The following is a 17,829-nucleotide window of genomic DNA, read 5'->3' as shown; positions in this document are numbered from 1 at the left end:
ATAATATTGGGATTTTTCAATTTACATATAACATTTCCAGATGCTCTTAAATTTGGGCTAAATTTAATATTTCCAATAATTATTTCATTTGGAGGATTCCTTATATACTTAATATTATTAGCTTTAAATAATAATAGTATATTAGGGCTATTTGGAATGATACTTTCAATAATTGTATCAATAGGTAATATAATTATTTTTTTATTTTTATTAATTTTTATAACTATTATTTACAAGAAAGGTAAAATTGAAAAGATATTAAGTATAATTTATTTCCCAGTATTATATTATATGTTACTAAGTGGAATAGAGTTTATAAATAATTTTATAAAAAATAACTTAGTATAACACTAAAACAAAGTTGTAAGTGAATATTTATATAATATTAGCGATGTTATTAATTACAGAAGTTTTAAAAAGACTATTAGATAGTGAAGGTACGGGAATAAACTTAACTGAAAGCCCAGAAGGATTTATTAATTACTTAAAACAAATCATTAATAAACCTTGAAATATGGTTCAAGGTAGAGTAGAGCAACACACAAAAGATTAACATTTAGGATTTATGGTAAAAGAAGATATTTGCATAAACTCACAAAATAAAGAAAGTAAATGAAAATTATTTCTAATAGTAATATCTATTTATCATAAACAATGCGACAGGAATAATATACATAATTTAAAATTTATATCAGTTAATTATGATAAAAATGGAAAAGAGTTTGATTATGGATACTTTTAAGTTGATTATAGGTTAGAAAATGTAAATGAAAAACATACAAAAGAAAATCTACCAAAAGGAGTTTTACTTGATAGAGATACAGATTTTGTTAATATGATTACATATAGCTATGGTAATGTTTGAGTTTCACATACTTTTAAATATGTATTCTCTTATAATGGTATAGGTGAAGTTCGTATTAATTCTACTAAAGTAAAAGATTATAGATGAGAAAAATATGAATATGATATTAAAAAATACAAAATAATATACAGAATTTTATATAAAGAAGTGAACAATGAATAATCTTAAGGTATTTAATATAATTGATTTGATACATATAATATTTTTATTATCAAGAATTATTTTCTTTAGTAGTGGCGATATTAAAAGTTTTTATAGTACTTTTATAATTATACCATTAGGTTTTAATGCTAATGCTAATTTTATTTTGCATTATATTTAGTTGTTTTAACATTTTAAATAATGCTATATTATTACCTTGAAAATAGGAAATAACATAAAATTAAAAAAGTAAATTAAAAAAGTAAATTAAAAATATTAATAAAATACATTTTATAAATATTATTACATTATATGCGGGGAAAATTTTCCTATTGTAAAGTGTCAAATATCAAACTTTTTTCAAAGTAAGGAATTTATTAATGAAATACATTATACTAATACAGAATGTTCAATTTTATTATCAGAAAATTTTAAGCAAATTATATATATATCATGGGACTGATGTTATGATAGGAGAAATTTAAATAAATTAGCAAAAATTATATACAAAATAAAACTAGTATTAAGATATTTTGAAACTAACAAATGTTTTCCATAACTGATGACAAACAACCTAAAGAAAATAAGACTAATAACTAGCTTGGTTTTCTATTTTTATAAAAGACAATAAAACAACTAACTTTAAATGGGATAATTCAGGTAATTTACTACAAGATGATAAAGCTAACTATACATACGATGATTTTAACCAAACAACAAAAGTAGAAACATTTAATGGGGATATACAAATCAACAGATATGATACAGAAAGCTTACGTTATGAAGTGGAAGAGAATGGACAACTTAATCAATTTATTTTTAATACAAGTAGGGAAGTAATAGCAGAAAAAGAAAATGAATGGACGATATATATAAGAGGTTCAGGGATTTTGGCAAGTAGTAGCGATTACGCCAAGACTTACTATCATTATGTAAATGATGAAATGGGAAGTATAACCCAGTATATGATAGCAAAGTTTAAATGAGTATGAGTATGTCGCTTGGAGAAATGTTACAAGTCAAAAAGAAACAATAAAAACCCGTTTTAAATTTAATGGACAACATTCACCTACAAAGATATGTTAGGCAAATGAAAAGTATTTGAGTTTTGCATTAGTAAAATCTGATGAAAGTTAAACCCTATAACTAGGCAATATTGCTTAATAGCTAGATTTTACAATCCTATTGTAGCAAGGTTCATCCAATAAGATACATATATAGGACTTGAGTAAACCACCCATTTAACGGGTGGTTTTGATTAAATTAATTCTTATAATTTATATCATCTGATAAATTATCATTTTTCATAGCTTGCCTTGCAAGAAAATCACATCTATTATTTTCTTCATTATCTGAGTGTCCTTTTACCCATACAAATTTAATATTATGTATTTTTAATAAAGGTAAAAGTTCTTCCCAAAGGTCAACGTTTGGAGTAGGTTTTTTGCTAGAATTTATCCAATTACTTTTTTTCCAATTATAAAGCCAGCCTTTATTTATAGCATTTACAACATAGCTAGAATCTGTATATAATGTAACATTGCAGGGTTCTTTTAATATTTTTAATGCTTTTATAACTGCCATTGTTTCCATTCTATTATTGGTTGTAAATTTATAACCTTTAGAAAACTCTTTTCTATGCCCATTATATAAAAATACAATACCATATCCACCAATGCCAGGGTTTCCAGAGCAAGCACCATCTGTATAAATTTCAATTTCTTTCATAAATAGCTCCTTTAAATATTATAGTTAAAAAAATCTAGTAAATTTTTAAATGAATTATCCATATTTTTGCAAATAAAAGTTTTATCTGACAAATAGTTTAAAAATTCATCTTGATGCTTAAAGTGTATTTTATAACAATGTAAAAATTGATACTTTAAATTAAAATGGTTAAAGTTATTATTGTTATATTTTTTATCTCCTATTATAGGATACCCTATATGTTCTAAAGATGCTCTTATTTGATGTGTTTTACCAGTTATAAGTTTTATATTTAATAATGTTTTATTATCTTTATTTGCAATAGGTTGATACTCTGTTATAATTTTTTTACTATTTGGAATGTATTTTTTCGATAAAACTACTTTATTTCCATCTTTTTTATGGTAAAGTTCAATAGTACCAGATTGGGTTACATTACCATATACTGCTGTTAAATAATACTTATCTATTAAGTTATTTTTAAAAGCTTTATTTAGACTTTGCAATGCCTTTAAGTTTTTACCAAAAGTTATTATTCCACTTGTGTTTCTATCTAGCCTATTACATATAGAAGGGGTAAAATCAGATGATAAAATGTATTCACCCTTATTGTGCATATAAAAAATAAGCTGGTCATTTAAAGAATTGTTTTTGTTTGATATATCTGGTTGTGAAACTAAATTTATAGGCTTATAGCACAGTATAATATTTTTATCTTCAAAGATTATTTTAAAATCTTGGTTGGTTTTATTTATTTGCTTATCTTCCTTAAAACTATTTATAGTATCATCAGATAAATATATATTTATAATATCACCACTTATAATTATTTCATTACCTTCTGCTTTTTTACCATTTAATTTTATATTTTTTTTCCTAAGCATTTTATAAATAAATGATTTAGGAGCTTTATTAAGATATTTTAAAAGGTATTTATCTAACCTTTGATTTTCGTTAAGTTTATTAATTTTAATTTCTACCATATTTCACCTACAATAAATTTTATCTAATAATTATATAATAATAGGTATACTTTGTCAAAAACTTATTTTAAAAATTTATTTTTTTCTTAAAAATATATTTACAAAATATGGATAATAGTATTAAGATAACTATACCTAATAAAAAATTAATAGAAGAATATTTAAGGCTTGGATTATTAAAGTCTTTAAAAACAGATGCAGTATTATTTAACAATAGTTTATTAAATATAGGTATAAACATAATTCCATATAAAATAGAAAAAATACTATGTAATACTTTAGATATAAAATACACATTCATCTTTATATCCGATTTATATATCATACTAGATGTTTGGGCTAATATAGATAATCCAGAAAATGATACAAGCCCACAGGTAATAATTATACCATTTACACCATCTAAAGAGGATAGTATATTTATACCATTTGTTATTTCTATAATTCCCATAAAAAATCCGTTACTAAAAGGTTGTAAAAAGCTAGGAAATATTATTGTGCCTAATTTTTCGAATATACCAGATATTTTAAAAAGTTCTGAAATAACAGAAAATAATATTACAAAACCGCCTACCATAGATATTGTTTCTAAACTACTTTTTACACTTTCTCCTAAAATTTGTCCTATTGTTTTATTACTTTTTATCCTAGCAAGTTTTAACTTTAAAAGAGCATCTTTAAAATAAACATTATTATTTACCATTATAGCATCAGATTTTTTATAAAACCTAAATAAAAATCCTACTGTTATAGCAGATATGTAATGTATAAATAAAATTAAATAACCAATATAAACGTTTTTAAACATTCCTATACCAATAGCTCCAATTATAAAAAGTGGCCCAGAGTTATTAGTAAAGCTAATAAGTCTTTGTGCTTCTACTTGAGATAATTTATTATTTTCTCTTAAACTAGCTGTTATTTTTGCACCAACGGGATACCCTGATAGCATTCCTAAAACTAATGCAAATGCACCACAACCAGATACATTAAAAAACCTTTTCATAAATGGGTCTAACAATACACCTAAAAAATCTATAAATCCTAAATGGATTAATATATTAGTGCCTATTAAAAATGGCAATATAGAAGGTAATATTTTATTAAACCATAATAAAAGTCCAGATTGAGCAGAAGATATAACTACGCTAGGAACAATTATAATTAATATATTGAAAAATGCAACTAATAATGGTATAATATAATAACTTAAATTTTTTAAATATTTCATTGTATCACTACTTTACTTTTTATTTATTTATATATTATATAAATATTATTTTAAATATATTACAAGCTATTATAAAAATATAAGGAGGTGACTTATGGATAGGAAAAATCAGAATGTTAAAAAGTTCGATACAAAGAAAAAAAATTCTAAAAAACAAGAAATAGCTAATATAGAAAAAAAATATAACCAACAACCAAATAATTATAACATAAAAGACTATCCCAGAATTCCAACTTATAATAGAGTATATAATAGCAGTAATGTTAGACAGAGTAGATACAATAGTGCTATTACAAGAACAAGTAATGTTAGAAATACAAATAGTAATAGAAATATAAATAACATTTATGAATATAGAAGGTATAATGATTATAGCGAATCCAATGGAACAATACAAAATAAAAAGATATATAGAGCAAAGAAAAAACCTAAAAATAGAAATATTTCTACAATACATAAATTATTTACTTTTGTTATATTTGTTCTTATTATATCATATTTTGGCGTGTCATTATTAAAAACACTAAATAAGAAACCAATAGACTATGAAACTATATTGTATGGTTCGGTAGAGGATAGTACCCAATTTAAGGGGATTATAATTAGAAATGAAACAGTGTATAAAACATCTAAAAGTGGCATTCTTACATTTAATAAAAGCGAAAACGAACGGGTAAGAAAAGGAGAAGAAATTGCTACAATAAAAAATCAACAAGAAATAAAAACAGCAGAAGAAGATATAGCAACTATTAATGAAAAAATATTGCAACTTCAAGAGCGAAGAGATGAATTATCTATGTTTTATGAAGATGTAAAAAAAATAGATAGTCAAATACAAAAAGATTTAGATAAATCTATAAGTGGCTTATCTACATCTGATATATCAAAGATTTATGAAATAAAGGATTCTATTAATAAAAAGATTAGAATAAGAAACCAGATGTTATTATCAGAAAACGTTGGTAGTGTTCAAGATTTATCTATTCAAAAAGCATCTAAAGAACAAAAAGTAAATCAAAATATGGAAAATATATTTTCTAATGATTCAGGGATATTATCATATTATTCAGATGGTTTAGAAGAAACTATTAATTTTGAAAATAAAGACAAGCTTACAAAGGAACAAACATTAATGCAACCTAAAGAAGAAGAAACATTTAAAGTAAATGTTGTAGATGGAGAGCCTGTTTTTAAAATAGTTAAAGATAATAATTTTTATATAGCAAGCTATATAAAATCAGATAAGATATCTAGTTGGGAACAAGGAGAAACTAGAGAAATATATATTAATGACAATGGAGATTTAAATACTTTAGAAGTTATTGTAGAAAAAATGGTACCAAATGAAAAAGAAACCTATGTTTTAATGAAGTCTAATAAAAATATGATAGATTTTATGGATAAGCGTAGTATTACTTTTGAACTTAGTAAGCCAAAAGAAGGATTTAAAATAAACCTAGATGCTATTGCAGAGGAAGAACTTTTAAAAGTACCTACAGAATATATTGTTGAAAGTAACATTAGTAAAAAAACAGCAACAGGTGAGATTGTAAGTGTCCCTATACAAACATCAGGTCAAGATAATGAAGACGGATTTACATACGTTTCTATATCTCCTGGAATAATAGATATAGGAGATACTGTAATAAATCCAAAAACAAAACAAGAGCTAATTTTAAATCAAATATTTACTAAAAAGGGAATATATGTTGTAAATTCTGGGATATATAATTTTAAAAATATAAATACAGAAGGTTCTGTTCAAAATGAACAATTTATAATACTAGACCCAAGCCTAAATACTAGTATTAAGCTTTATGACAGGTATGCTCCAGATTTATCTGTTGTAAAAGGAGAGGAAACTGATACTAAATGATGCAAAAAGATATAATATCAAAAAATTTAGAAATTATAAAAAATAACATTGAAAAATCCTGTATAAAAGCTAATAGAAAAATAGAGGATATAGAAATTATAGGAGTTACAAAAACTATAGATATAGAAAGAATAAAAATTTTAAAAGAGCTAGGGATAAGTACATTTGGTGAAAATAAGGCTCAAGAACTTTTAGAAAAATACGATAATATAAATGATGTATCTTGGCACTTTATAGGTAATTTACAGACAAATAAAGTAAAATACATAATAGATAAAGTTAAACTTATTCATTCTGTAAATAGCCTTAGATTGTTAGAAGAAATTGATAAGAGAGCTTTAAGCAATAGCATAAATATGCCTATACTTTTAGAAATTAATATAGCCAACGAACAATCAAAAAGTGGATTATTACAAAAAGACTTAGAGCCTATTTTAGAATATGTAAAAAATTTTAAGAATATTACATTAAATGGGCTTATGTGTGTGGCACCTTTTGTTGAAAATCCGAAAGAAAATGCACAATATTTTAGAAAAATGAGAAAATTATTTGTTGACATAGCAAGTAAAAACAAAGATAATATAAATATGAAATATTTATCTATGGGTATGACAAATGATTATGGGGTTGCTATTGAAGAAGGCGCTAATATAATTCGTATAGGAACAGGAATATTTGGTAAAAGAAATTATTAAATTTTGGAGGATAACTATAATGGGTATAATGGATAAAATGAAAAATATATTTTTTGGTGATGAATATGAAGAAGATTATGATGATGTAGAAGAATTTGAAGATGAAGAGTTAGATAGGGATTCTGTAAGACAAGTTAATAGTAATGTAACATCTATTAATAGATATTCTACAAAAAGACCAATCTCTAATATTGTAAATATAAATACAAGTGTTCAAATGGGCGTATGTATGTTTAATCCAGCTAGTCTAGAAGATGCAGCAGAGGTTGTATCTCAAATAAAAGATAGAAACATAGTAGTTGTAAACCTTGAAACAGTAGAATATGAAATATCCCAAAGAATAAGTGATTTTTTATGTGGTGCTAGCTATGCTTTGGAAGGTAACATACAGCTTATATCAGATAAAATAATGATTATTGCACCAGTTAATGTTGAAATGTCTGGAGAGCTTAAAGATAAATTACAAGCTAGTGGTATAAAAATACCTAACTCTATGTGGAGATAAAAGGAAGGCGATATTAATGAATATTTTAATTTATAAATCTTTTGAAATGTTGTTAAGGCTTATAGAGTGGATTATTTTAATAAGAGTTTTACTGTCTTGGATACCACTTGATAGAAATAACTCAATAGTAAAAATAATATACTCTTTATCTGAACCATTTTTATATCCTATAAGACAACTACTTAGAAAATCTCCTTTAGGCGATGGATTGATGATAGATTTTTCACCTGTTATTTTATTTTTAATTTTGCAGTTTATACAAACAATATTAGCTAATATCCTAATAGGATAAATTATATTTTAAAACTCTAGATAGTTATACTACTAGATTTAATTTTATTAATACAGAAAATATTTAAAACATTAATAATAAAAGAGGAAAATGTATTATGGTTAATAAGCAAAATATATTGAATAATATACAAAATAAAGAAGATAAAATTTTATTTTCTAAAATAATAGACCAGTTGAATTTTTGTGTAAAAAACTATGAAAATACGTTTACAGATTTTTTGCCTATCTTAAAATATTTAGAAATAAACTCTATTTTAAGCAAGCAGTATATAGAGCAAAATATACATTTTTTTGGTGGGTTTGAAGATGCAGAAAGAGTTGTTGTAGGATTTTTCCCAGAATATACAGAGCCAGATGAAAAAAGTTTCCCTATAAATTTATTAGAAATAACATATAATGAAAAATATAGTAGAGAGCTTACACATAGAGATTTTTTAGGAGCAATATTAGGGCTTGGTATTGAAAGAACAAAAGTTGGAGATATTATTATAGAAAATAATAGGGCTATATGTTTTTTAAAAAATGAAATAATAGATTATATAAATATAAATTTAGATAAAGTTGGAAATACAAAAGTAAAAACAAAAGTATTAGAATTAAAAGAATATAATATAAAAACTCCTAAAATGGAGGAAAAAAACATTATAATATCATCTCTTAGGTTAGATGCTGTTTTATCTGGAGCATTTAATATTGCCAGAGGAAGAGTATCGGACTATATAAAAGGAGAAAAGGCTTTTGTAAATTTTGTTATAGAAGCTACTGGCTCTAAGAATGTAAAAACTGGAGATATAATAACTCTTAGAGGGCTAGGAAGAATAAAAATTTTAGGTGTTGTAGGAAAAACTAAAAAAGATAGAGTAGTTTTAAATATTGCTAAATATATTTAAAGGAGATAATATATGGACTATATAGCATTATATAGAAAACTTAGACCTAAAAGCTTTGAACAAGTAATAGGGCAAAAGAACATAGTAAAAACATTAAAAAATCAGATAGAAACAAATAGAATAAGCCATTCATATTTATTTTGTGGAACAAGGGGAACAGGCAAAACATCTACTGCTAAAATATTTGCTAAATTGTTAAATTGTAAAGAGCCAGTAAACAGTTCTCCTTGTAATAAATGTAGTATGTGTGTGTCTTTTGATGAAAATAGAAACTTAAATATAGTTGAAATAGATGCAGCAAGTAATAATGGTGTAGATGATATTAGAGAAATAAGAGAAGAAATTAAATACCCACCGACAGATGGAAAATATAAAATATACATAATAGATGAGGTTCATATGTTATCAATAGGTGCTTTTAATGCTCTTCTAAAAACATTAGAAGAACCACCTAGCTATGTAATATTTATTTTGGCTACAACAGACCCTCATAAAATACCTGTTACTATATTATCTAGATGTCAAAGGTTTGATTTTAAAAGGATATCTAATATAGATATGGTAGAAGCTATTAAAGTATATATGAAAGATGAGAATATTGATATAGAAGAAGAAGCCTTGTATTATATAGCAAAAATATCTGATGGTGCTATGAGAGATGCTCTTAGTATATTAGACCAATGTATATCATTTTATTGTAAAGAAAAGATAACTTTAGAGAAAGTTCTAGAAACTGTAGGAGCAGTTGATGACGAAATATTTTTTAGATTTATAGATGCTATTATAAATTTTTATGAGATAGAAGTTTTGTCTATAATAGATGAAATGATACAAAATGGTAGAGATATAAACCAGTTTGTATCGGATTTAATAAACCATATAAGAAATTTGCTTATAGCTACTATACATAATAATAATGAAGAAAGTAGCTTAGATATATCTAAAGAAAAATTAGAAAGATTAAAAAATCAAGCAAGTGGTTTGGATAGACAATATTTAATAAAACTTATAGATGAATTTTCTAAAATACAAGCTACATTAAAATATGCTTTTGATGAAAGGATAGTTTTAGAGGCTGGTTGTATAAAGTTATGTTCTGCTGTTTTAGAAGAAGATATTACAGATATAAAACAAAAAATAAGCTTTTTAGAAAAAAAGTTGCAAGAAAGTAATAACAAAACTATATACATACAAAAAAATGAAAAAGAAGATACTATAAAAGAAAAAATAGAAGAAATAAAGCCTAGAGAATTAGCTGTGTCTGAAGATTTAAAAGTAGCAATAGATAATTATAAAATGCTTATAAATAAATTTAAGGAGCCAGAAAAAGTATATTTGCAACAAGCTATGCCAAAAAGTTTAGAAGATAAATTTTTATATCTTGTATGTAATGATGCTTTTGTTGGAAGGTTAGAAAATATAAAAAATAATATAGAAGAAGCTTTGTTTGAGCTATTTAATAAAAAGTATGAAATAAGAGTTATATCTAGAGCTAAATATGATATAGAATATAAAAAAGTTATTAGTAGTGAACCTAAAACACAAAATGATATAAATATCGAAGATGTAGCCAATCTATTTCCAGAGGGGATAGTTAATATAGAATAAATATGTAATAAATAAAAATTTTGGTTGATTTAAACATAAAAATGGTTTAAAATTAATATATAAAAAATATAAGTGATATATTATTATATTAATAAAGAAATATTTTAATAAATAAATAATTTACAAGGAGGATATATTATGGCAAGAGGCGGATTTGGTGGAGGTTTTCCTGGCGGAATGAATATGAACAACCTTATGAAGCAAGCTCAAAAAATGCAAAAACAAATGGAAGAAATGCAAGCAGAGCTAGAATCAAAAGAGTTTGAAATAACAAGTGGTGGTGGAGCTGTAAAAATTGTTATAACTGGTAAAAAAGAAATTAAAAGTATAGATATAGATAAAGACGTTGTAGACCCAGATGATGTAGAAATGTTACAAGACTTAATATTAACAGCTGTAAATGAAGCTATTAGACAAGTAGAAGAATCTGCGTCTAGTCAAATGGGCAAATTTACTGGTGGAATGGGTATTCCAGGTGGACTTTTTTAGGAGTGATTTAGTTTGAATTTTTATGGCAATAAAGTAACAAAGCTTATAGAAGAACTATCAAAATTACCAGGTATAGGAGGCAAGTCTGCACAAAGGCTTGCTTTTTATATAATTAATATGCCAATAGAAAATGCAAAGGCATTAACAGATAGTATATTAGATGCAAAAGAAAGTATTAAATATTGCTCTATATGTTGTAATATTACAGATACAGACCCTTGCCATATTTGTTCTAATGAAAAAAGGGACAAGTCTATGATAATGGTTGTAGAAGACCCAAGAGATATGGCTGCCTATGAAAAAACTAGAGAATATAAAGGACTATATCATATCTTAAATGGTGCAATATCTCCTATGACAGGTATTACACCACAAGATATAAAAATAAAAGAGCTTTTAGAAAGACTTAAAGATAATGAAATTAAAGAGGTTATACTAGCTACAAACCCTAATATAGAAGGTGAAGCAACTGCTATGTATATTAGTAGGTTATTAAAACCTATCGGTATAAAAGTATCTCGTATAGCACACGGTGTACCTGTAGGTGGAGATTTAGAATTTGTAGATGAAGTTACCCTTTCAAGAGCATTACAAGGTAGACAATTAATGTAAAGGAGAAAATGATGAATATTATAAAACCGAGCTATGTAATAGAACAAGAATTAAACGAAGGTGAAATGTTAAAGGCTATTGAGCGTGCTGGAAGAACTTGCTATAAAAGTGAAAATTTAGTAAGCGAAGAAAGTGCTAAAAAGTTTGTAACCAATATTTTAAAACTTGGACACGAGTCTGTCATAGAACACGAAAAAATAACTGTAAGAATTATATGCGATAGAGGAGTTACTCACGAGATAGTTAGACATAGGATAGCAAGTTACTCTCAAGAAAGTACTAGATACTGTAATTATTGTAATGATAGATTTGGTAATGAGCTAACTTTTATAGAGCCTTGCTTTTTTTCATCTGATAGTGAGCAGGATATAAAAAATAAACAAATATGGTTGGACACTATGGCTACAATAGAAAAAAATTATAATATGCTTATAGAAAATGGTGCAAAACCAGAAGAGGCTAGAGCTATATTACCTAATTCTTTAAAAACAGAAATAGTTGTAACAATGAATCTAAGAGCTTGGAGACATTTCTTTAAACTTAGAGCAGATAAATCTGCACACCCACAAATAAGAGAAATATCTACTATGATATTAAATGAGTTTAAAGAAAAATTGCCTGTTATTTTTGGCGATTTATAACATTGACATAAAGGTAGTAGTAAAATAAATTATAAAAACTAGGAGAATTCAAATGAAGAAGAAAGATAGTCTTTCAATTAAAATTTTATTAAGCACTATTATTAGCTTAGTACTTATTTTAATTTGTTTTTATAGATATAGTAAGGCTACTAACTATGATTATATACAAAGAAGCAAAGAAGAAGCTTTTGACTATGGATATTTAAATTCACAACTTTTTGAAAGTCGTATAAAAAATATAATAGGAAAATTAGGTTATATAAGAAATTTATATTTTGTTGGTGTAGATATAGTAGATGAAAATATAAAAGATAAATTTAATTCTATTATATCTACAATACCTATGAAAATTAATATATATACAAAAACTGAATTTGAAAATATGAAAAAAAAATATAGGGACATATTAAACCCTAGTAAAAAAAATAAAGATATTTTATACTTATATAATCAGGGAGAAAACTATGATCAAATGGAAGTAGTATTACCTATTTATTTTAATGGTGAAACTATAGGAGCTATATCTAGCTATATAAGAGAAAAAGAAATTAACAGCTTTTATAAAGAAGAACACAAAGAAAATAAATTTATTACATATATAATAAATTTTAATGGTGATATTGTTTTTGGAGGAGAATTTTTTAATAAAAAAAATATATATGAAATAATTGAAACAGTAGAAATTGAAGAATACCCTGTTAATAAAGAAATTTATACTGAAAATATAAAAAGAGGAAAATCCTTTGAAATATATTTTATTAATAATGATAAGGGGTATTACGCATTTTTTAACCCTACAGATGACAATTTTTACACATTGGAGATAATGCCGGAGGATTATGTAAAAAAAGATACAAGAGAAAAAGGTAAATTATTAATATTTGTTTTAATTAAAGTTATTACTATAATTCTTATACAAGTTATATTTTTATTTATGATAATAATTAATCAAAATAAAAAATTTATAAAAAAAGAAATTATAAAAAATAGAGAATTAAATAGTATTATAAATAGTGTGCCTGGTGGTGTTATAAAAATAATATGTGATAAAGACTTAAAAATTTTATTCGCAAACGAAGGTTTTTATGATTTAACAGGATACTCTAAATATGAATATACACAAAATTTTGATAATAAACTCATTGATATTATAGAAAAACAAGATAGACAATACATATTAGATAAAATAAAGGAAGCAAAAAAATTAAAAGGTAAGCTAAATATTGAATGCAAAATAATAAAAAAAGATAATATAAAAAATTGTATATCTTTAACAGGTGAATATTTAGAAGATTTTAATGGCATACCTATTTATCAATGTATAGCAATAGACATAAATGAATATAAAAAGATTTTAAGTGATTTGGAGCTAGAAAAAGAACAATATGATATAATATTTAATATTTCAAATGAAATAATTTTTGAATACTATATTGATGGAGATATTTTAGATATATCAGAAAGATATAAAGAAACTTTTAATGTAGACTTTGAAAAACAAGGTTTTATAAAAAATATAATAAAAACTCGCAGTATACATAAAGATGATTTAAGAAAATTTATAGAATCTATAAAAAATATAAATGAGTATAATGGCTCTTTTAGTGAAGAAATACGAATAAAAAATAAAGAAGGTTCTTATAACTGGGCTTTATACCAAGGATTTATTATAAATGATAGCGATGGTAATACACATAAAATAGTTGGTAAAATAACTAATATAGATAAATTTAAAAAAGAAATAGAAGAGCTTAAAGAAAAATCTATTAGGGACCCATTAACAAAAGTTTACAATAAAGTTGCAATAGAAAATATAGTTAATGAAGCTATAAAAAAAGACCCTAAAAATAGCCACGTATTGTTTATAATAGATATAGATGATTTTAAAGGTATAAACGATACCTTTGGGCATATATTCGGTGATGCAGTATTAAAGAGTATATCAAGTAGTATTAAGAAAATATGTGCAGAACAAGAATTTGTAGCCAGAATAGGTGGAGATGAATTTGTTTTATTTCTTCAGAAAGTGGATAACTTTGAGTATATAATAAATATGGCAGAAAATGTATGTAACGTTTTTAGAAAGACATATGAAATAAAGAACATAGGACATAAAATTTCAGCAAGTGTAGGTATATCTATATATCCACAAGATGGTAATAATTATACAGAAATATTAGAAAAAGCAGATATAGCTGTTTATCACGCTAAAAATGAAGGTAAAGACCAGTATAAAATATACAATGAACAAATGAAGAATATAAGTTTGTTGGACAAACAAAAAGATGATAACAAAGAAGATGAAATTAGAAATCTTAAAAGAAAATCTGTATACGAAAATGTATTAATAAATATTTCTGAAATGTTTTTACAAGTAAAAGATATTAAGGTTACAATTAATCTTATACTAGCAACTTTATGTAAAAGTTATAATATAAGCAGAGCTTATGTATTTGAAGTTTCTGAAAATGATAAATTTATATCTAACACATATGAATGGTGTGATGATAATGTAAAACCCCTTAAAGATAAAATGCAAAATATTAAATTTGATGAAAAAGAATATTTAAAAGCATATAAGCAAGAGGCATTTTTATATTATAATTCTAAAGAAAGTATCCAAGAAAATGAAGATATTTTAAAATATATATACGAAAAAGATAACATAAATATATATTTTTCTTGTTATTTTATGGAGCAAGGAAAAGTAAAAGGATTTATGGGATTTGAAGGTTATAACTCTTATGAATGGCACAATGAAGAAATAGAAGGTGTATTTTTTATAGCAAGGCTTATAGGTACTCAAATAACAAAAGATAAAATAGACAAAAAGTTTCACACAGAGCTACAAATAAACAATGCTATTATAAATAATGAACAATTATACACATATATAATAAAAGAAGATACATTTGAGTTATTATATTTTAATGAAAAAATGGAATCTATTATGCCAGAAGTAAAAACAGGACAAGTTTGTTATAAAGTTAAAGGATATGATAAGCGTTGTCATTATTGCCCTATTAGAGATAATATTGAATACATAGGGAACAATAGTACAAATTATTTTTGTGAAATAGCTAATATGTGGTTGGGTGCATCTTATTCTAAAATTAAATGGATGGATGGTACAGATGCTTATATAGTGTGTGCTAGAGATATATCTGAATATATAGAACAAATAAACTATATAGATTCTCTAACAGGAGTACCTTCTATAACAAAATTTAAAATACAAGCTAATAATATATTAAGTAACACAAAAAGTGATGAGCAAAAATATGCCTTATTATATATGGATATAGATAAGTTTAAATATATAAACAATACTTTTGGTTATGGTAGAGGTGATGATGTTTTAAAAAATTTTGCCACTATTTTATATGATGTTATTGAAGATGATGAAATATTTTGTAGAGCAAATGATGATATATTTTTAGCTATAATAAAATATAAATCTGAAGATGAGCTAAAACAAAGAATAAAAAGTGCTAATAAAAAAATTAATAAAATGCAAAAGTTACTTTTTAACGATATGAGATTAACTATTATATGTGGTGTATACAAAATAAATCCTAAAGATAAAGATTTAAATTCTATGATAGATAGAGCAAATATAGCAAGAAAACACGTAAAAGGGTCGCATAAAAACAGTTTTGCTATATACACTAAAGAAATGAACGAGAATATCGTTAAGGAAAAGTTGATAGAAGATAGAATGTCATATGCTATGGAAAATGAAGAATTTTTAGTATACTTACAGCCTAAATTTAACTTGAATACTAATGAGGTATGTGGAGCAGAAGCTCTTGTAAGATGGGAGCAAAAAAATGGAGAAATGGTACTGCCTAGCGATTTTATACCTATATTTGAAAAAAATGGATTTATTGTAAATTTAGATTTTTATATTTATGAAAAAACTTTTAAAAAGATTAGACAATGGCTAGATAATGGGCTAAAGGTTATGCCTATATCTTTAAATGTGTCTAGAGTTCATACAATAAGTTTTGAATTTGTTAAAAATGTACTAAATCTTGTAAATAAATATAATATACCTGTGGAGCTTGTAGAATTTGAGCTTACAGAAAATATATTCTCTACAGATTTTAATTATTTAAATTCTTTTATACAAGAGCTTAGAAAAAATGGACTTAAAGTATCTATAGATGATTTTGGTTCTGCCTATTCTTCTTTAAACCTTTTAAAAGAAATAGATGTAGATATAATAAAATTAGATAAAGGATTTTTAAGCACGCAAGAAAACATTAATAATAAAGATAGAATTGTAATAGAATATATAGTTAAAATGGCTAAAGAGCTTAATTTAAACGTTGTATGTGAAGGTGTAGAAACTTTAGAGCAAGTGGAAATATTAAGAGAAATAGGTTGTAAAGTAGGTCAAGGATATGTATTTTCTAAACCAATACCTATTGAACAATTTGAAAAAATATTTCTTAAAAATTAGCATAAAATACCTTATCTATTTAGATAAGGTATTTTACAATAAAAAATATTTGCTAGAAAGGGAATTTTATGAAAATAAAAATTAGAGATGCTAAAGAAACTGATTTAAAAAACATAGCTAATATATATGTATCTTCTTGGAAAAAGGCTTTTTCTAAATTTTTATTACAGGCTACTATTAATAAATTAAATGTTAATGAGAAAGAAAAAATTTTATGTGATATTTTACTTGAGAAAGGGAATATACTTATTGCAGAAAATACAGAGAATAATGAAATATGTGGATATATTGTTTATAAAAATGTATCAAAAATTAGTATAGAAATAATATCATTTTATGTAAATAATAGTTATACTATACAGGGTATAGGCACTCAGTTATTAAATAATTTAAAATTATATTGTAGTAAAAACTTTATAACAAGTATAGTTTTATGGACTTTTAAAAATAATATAGAAGCTATTAAATTCTATAAAAGTTTAGGGTTTTATGAAACAGGATTTCAAAAGCAAAGTGATATAGAGCTAGGGCAAATAGAAGTGCAATATATGCTAAAATAGAAATAATAACAAGATATAATAATTTTTTATTATGTCTTGTTATTATTAAAATTAAATTTTAACTTATATTTTAAGTAAAAGTGTTTGTTTTTAGTTTAATAAAAATATATATTTTATATTATAAGTAACCTAAAATGTATTTTATATAAAAATATAGGAAAGTTATATAATATCAAATAATATTAATATTAGTATTAAAAACCATACATTATCATTATTAGTGTTTTTTTTATTATTTTGTGTTGAAGATATGTATATTTTTGTGTT

At 24.4% G+C, this 17,829-nt stretch carries 14 protein-coding genes; 11 read left to right on the top strand and 3 right to left on the bottom strand.

What is annotated here, in order from left to right; translation table 11 throughout:
- Positions 1–2,269: 2,269 nt before the first annotated feature.
- The 3 genes from rnhA to ylbJ all read right to left on the bottom strand — a co-directional run bounded on the left by rnhA (position 2,270) and on the right by ylbJ (position 4,927).
- Positions 2,270–2,734, bottom strand: coding sequence for a ribonuclease HI (gene rnhA, locus R5Z65_RS07565; protein ID WP_317368274.1), 465 nt, complete (start codon positions 2,732–2,734; stop codon positions 2,270–2,272).
- Between the two features lie 11 nt (positions 2,735–2,745).
- Entirely contained in the window at positions 2,746–3,696 is a 951-nt protein-coding gene (locus R5Z65_RS07560; protein ID WP_317368273.1) for an RluA family pseudouridine synthase, read from the bottom strand.
- 67 nt (positions 3,697–3,763) lie between these two features.
- A complete protein-coding gene (gene ylbJ / locus R5Z65_RS07555) occupies positions 3,764–4,927 on the bottom strand; it encodes a sporulation integral membrane protein YlbJ (RefSeq protein WP_317368272.1) in 1,164 nt (387 codons plus the stop codon).
- Positions 4,928–5,021: 94 nt separating this feature from the next.
- Here ylbJ and R5Z65_RS07550 point away from each other — a divergent pair, with 94 nt between their 5' ends.
- The 11 genes from R5Z65_RS07550 to R5Z65_RS07500 all read left to right on the top strand — a co-directional run bounded on the left by R5Z65_RS07550 (position 5,022) and on the right by R5Z65_RS07500 (position 17,562).
- A complete protein-coding gene (locus tag R5Z65_RS07550; protein ID WP_317368271.1) occupies positions 5,022–6,803 on the top strand; it encodes an HlyD family efflux transporter periplasmic adaptor subunit in 1,782 nt (593 codons plus the stop codon).
- Positions 6,800–7,498, top strand: a complete 699-nt coding sequence (locus tag R5Z65_RS07545) for a YggS family pyridoxal phosphate-dependent enzyme (RefSeq protein WP_317368270.1) — start codon at positions 6,800–6,802, stop codon at positions 7,496–7,498. Before R5Z65_RS07550 ends, R5Z65_RS07545 begins: the two co-directional genes overlap by 4 nt.
- Before the next feature lie 19 nt (positions 7,499–7,517).
- Positions 7,518–8,003 (top strand): cell division protein SepF, encoded by a 486-nt coding sequence (locus R5Z65_RS07540; RefSeq protein ID WP_317368268.1) that lies wholly within the window; start codon positions 7,518–7,520, stop codon positions 8,001–8,003.
- Between the two features lie 16 nt (positions 8,004–8,019).
- Positions 8,020–8,295, top strand: a complete 276-nt coding sequence (locus tag R5Z65_RS07535; protein ID WP_317368267.1) for a YggT family protein — start codon at positions 8,020–8,022, stop codon at positions 8,293–8,295.
- 97 nt (positions 8,296–8,392) lie between these two features.
- Complete coding sequence (locus R5Z65_RS07530; RefSeq protein ID WP_317368266.1) at positions 8,393–9,187, top strand: YlmH/Sll1252 family protein; 795 nt, start codon at positions 8,393–8,395, stop codon at positions 9,185–9,187.
- Positions 9,188–9,199: 12 nt separating this feature from the next.
- Positions 9,200–10,795, top strand: coding sequence for a DNA polymerase III subunit gamma/tau (gene dnaX / locus R5Z65_RS07525; protein WP_317368265.1), 1,596 nt, complete (start codon positions 9,200–9,202; stop codon positions 10,793–10,795).
- A gap of 135 nt (positions 10,796–10,930) precedes the next feature.
- A complete protein-coding gene (locus R5Z65_RS07520; RefSeq protein ID WP_369124029.1) occupies positions 10,931–11,284 on the top strand; it encodes a YbaB/EbfC family nucleoid-associated protein in 354 nt (117 codons plus the stop codon).
- 12 nt (positions 11,285–11,296) lie between these two features.
- Positions 11,297–11,896 carry a recombination mediator RecR gene (gene recR, locus R5Z65_RS07515; protein WP_317368262.1) on the top strand — a complete coding sequence of 200 codons (600 nt, stop codon included), beginning with the start codon at positions 11,297–11,299 and terminating at the stop codon, positions 11,894–11,896.
- Between the two features lie 11 nt (positions 11,897–11,907).
- Positions 11,908–12,537: an FAD-dependent thymidylate synthase gene (thyX, locus tag R5Z65_RS07510; RefSeq protein WP_317368261.1), complete on the top strand. Its 630-nt coding sequence runs from the start codon at positions 11,908–11,910 to the stop codon at positions 12,535–12,537.
- Positions 12,538–12,589: 52 nt separating this feature from the next.
- On the top strand, positions 12,590–17,002 hold the full coding sequence (locus R5Z65_RS07505) for a diguanylate cyclase (RefSeq protein WP_317368260.1): 4,413 nt from the start codon (positions 12,590–12,592) through the stop codon (positions 17,000–17,002).
- 68 nt (positions 17,003–17,070) lie between these two features.
- Entirely contained in the window at positions 17,071–17,562 is a 492-nt protein-coding gene (locus tag R5Z65_RS07500; RefSeq protein ID WP_317368259.1) for a GNAT family N-acetyltransferase, read from the top strand.
- Positions 17,563–17,829 lie beyond the last annotated feature (267 nt).

The organism is uncultured Tyzzerella sp. (genome assembly GCF_963558545.1).
GTDB lineage: Bacteria > Bacillota > Clostridia > Lachnospirales > CAG-274 > Tyzzerella.
Note: the sequence above shows the minus strand (reverse complement) of the source record. Positions and strands in the feature narration are given on the sequence as shown.

Bases quoted from the DNA above. Each gene is read 5' to 3' on its own strand.
- R5Z65_RS07560 (WP_317368273.1), bottom strand. From the start codon at position 3,696: ATGGTAGAAATTAAAATTAATAAACTTAACGAAAATCAAAGGTTAGAT.
- rnhA (WP_317368274.1), bottom strand. From the start codon at position 2,734: ATGAAAGAAATTGAAATTTATACAGATGGTGCTTGCTCTGGAAACCCT.
- R5Z65_RS07540 (WP_317368268.1), top strand. From the start codon at position 7,518: ATGGGTATAATGGATAAAATGAAAAATATATTTTTTGGTGATGAATAT.
- dnaX (WP_317368265.1), top strand. From the start codon at position 9,200: ATGGACTATATAGCATTATATAGAAAACTTAGACCTAAAAGCTTTGAA.
- thyX (WP_317368261.1), top strand. From the start codon at position 11,908: ATGAATATTATAAAACCGAGCTATGTAATAGAACAAGAATTAAACGAA.
- R5Z65_RS07505 (WP_317368260.1), top strand. From the start codon at position 12,590: ATGAAGAAGAAAGATAGTCTTTCAATTAAAATTTTATTAAGCACTATT.
- R5Z65_RS07535 (WP_317368267.1), top strand. From the start codon at position 8,020: ATGAATATTTTAATTTATAAATCTTTTGAAATGTTGTTAAGGCTTATA.
- R5Z65_RS07530 (WP_317368266.1), top strand. From the start codon at position 8,393: ATGGTTAATAAGCAAAATATATTGAATAATATACAAAATAAAGAAGAT.
- R5Z65_RS07550 (WP_317368271.1), top strand. From the start codon at position 5,022: ATGGATAGGAAAAATCAGAATGTTAAAAAGTTCGATACAAAGAAAAAA.
- ylbJ (WP_317368272.1), bottom strand. From the start codon at position 4,927: ATGAAATATTTAAAAAATTTAAGTTATTATATTATACCATTATTAGTT.
- R5Z65_RS07500 (WP_317368259.1), top strand. From the start codon at position 17,071: ATGAAAATAAAAATTAGAGATGCTAAAGAAACTGATTTAAAAAACATA.
- R5Z65_RS07545 (WP_317368270.1), top strand. From the start codon at position 6,800: ATGATGCAAAAAGATATAATATCAAAAAATTTAGAAATTATAAAAAAT.